Raw genomic sequence first — 1,853 nt, forward strand, 5'->3', positions numbered from 1 at the left:
GCGGTGGTGGAGGCCCCGGCGGCCTTCTATCCCCATATGACCGGGCGGCAAAACCTCGAGATGGTGGCTTTCCTGACCGGCATGTCGAATGTGGATGCCAGAATCCGCGAGGTGCTGGCGCGGCTCGAGCTGCTCTCGGTGGCCGACCAGCCGGTACGCACCTACTCACTGGGCCAACGCCAGCGCCTGGGGCTGGCCTCGGCGATCTTGCACGAGCCGCAAATCCTGATCCTCGACGAGCCGACCAGCGGCCTCGACCCCCAGGGCATCAGCAAAGTTCACGAAATTTTGTCCGAACTGGCCTGGAAAGGGGTGGCGGTGCTGCTCTCCACCCACCACCTGCGCGAGGTCTCGGCCTATGCCGACAGGGTGGGGATTCTGGGCGGCGGGCGGCTGTTGGAAGAGGTTAAGCTCGGTTCCAAGGGCGAGACCTACCGCCTGCGGGTGGGCGACCCGGCCAGGGCTGCGGCCTTCCTCAAGACCGTACCTGGGGTGCAAAATGTCGGCCTGCGCGATGTAAATGTGATCTTCGAGGGGTTGCCCCACGTGGCCCTGGCGGCCCTGGTGCGCGAGAACTACCAGGTGCAGTTTTTGGAACCCGACTATTTCGACCTCTACGACTACTATCGTGAAAGGGTGAAAAATGCATAGCCAGAAAGCCAGGGTCAGGGATCTGGGGCCGGGGGTTGGTGAAGGACAAATGCCCTCCAAAACAACTTCAATCTCCCCCTCTATTCCACGCTCCCTTTCCCCGATCCAACCGCCGGTCGTTTCCCTCTCACCACTCATCAAAAGGAGCAACGCATGCTGCGGGTATTGATCTGGGAATTTGGCAAGCTGGTGCGGTTGCGCTCGGTGCAGATTGGACTGTTAGCGGCCCTGGTGTTGCCCATTTTGTGGGCTTTTGCGCCAGGACTGCGGGCCCAGTATGGGCTCGAGCTGGTCTCGGGCTGGCAGGTGCCAGCTCTTTCGCTTCTGACCGGGATGGACTTCCTGTTCCCATTCCTTACTGCGATGGCGGCAGCGGAAGTCCTTGGCTCAGAAGTTTCGATGGGAACCCTCAAGTCGGTGCTGTTGCGCCCTAGCCCACGCAGCCGCTTGCTGGGCGCAAAAATCATGGTGGTGCTGGCCTACCCCTTCATTCTGCTGCTGGTAAGCCTGGCGGGTTCGTTATTGGCGGGTCTGCCGTTTGGTGTGGGAAGCTTTTTTGGTGGAACCGGTCTGGGTGAGGGCAGCTTTGCCGGAGTGGGTCAGATAACCCCTGCCGGAGCGTTTATGGAACTGCTGCGTGCCCACGTTCTGGCAGGGGTGGTACTCTGGCCGCTCTCGGCCCTGGCCATGCTCTATGCGGTGGTCTTCCTCAGCACTACCTCGGCAGCCCTGGCTGCGGTCTCGACCCTGTTGCTGATGCGCCTGCTGATTGCCTTCCCGGCCATCCAGCCTTTCTTGCTCACCAGCTACTTAGACCTCTACATCCGCCCTGCCGCCGTGGGTCTGGGCCTGCCGCTGCTCATCATCTACACCGTGGGCTTCGCCTTGCTGGCCCTGCTAATTTTCGAGCGAAAGGATATCTGAAGGCTTCCAGAGAGTATTGATCACCGAATCAGGCCCGGCCTAGGGTTTGGGAATTGCGTCCTTGACTGTGCCTTTGATCTTCGACCGAAGCGGACTTTCGACTTTCGGTTTTTAGCCGTAGGCTGTGGACATGGGCAAGTTGACGCATTTTGAAGACGGTCAGCCGCGCATGGTGGATGTGAGTGAAAAAACCGCTACACCCCGCACCGCGACTGCCGAGGCCCACGTGATACTGCTACCAGAAGCGGTGGAGGCGCTCCGCGAAGGCGGGGTAGGGA

General features: G+C 60.8%; 2 protein-coding genes and 1 pseudogene. All 3 read left to right on the forward strand.

The annotated features are described in order from the left end of the window. Positions 1-651, forward strand: a 651-nt coding sequence (locus tag Q0288_RS11855; protein ID WP_299430666.1) for an ABC transporter ATP-binding protein, incomplete at its 5' end; no start/stop codon positions are given. 153 nt (positions 652-804) lie between these two features. Next, positions 805-1,575, forward strand: coding sequence for an ABC transporter permease (locus Q0288_RS11860; protein ID WP_299430668.1), 771 nt, complete (start codon positions 805-807; stop codon positions 1,573-1,575). Between the two features lie 130 nt (positions 1,576-1,705). After that, positions 1,706-1,853, forward strand: a pseudogene (locus Q0288_RS11865) (cyclic pyranopterin monophosphate synthase MoaC); the annotation flags it as partial.

The sequence above is a fragment of the uncultured Meiothermus sp. genome, assembly GCF_937863175.1.
Taxonomy (GTDB): domain Bacteria; phylum Deinococcota; class Deinococci; order Deinococcales; family Thermaceae; genus Meiothermus.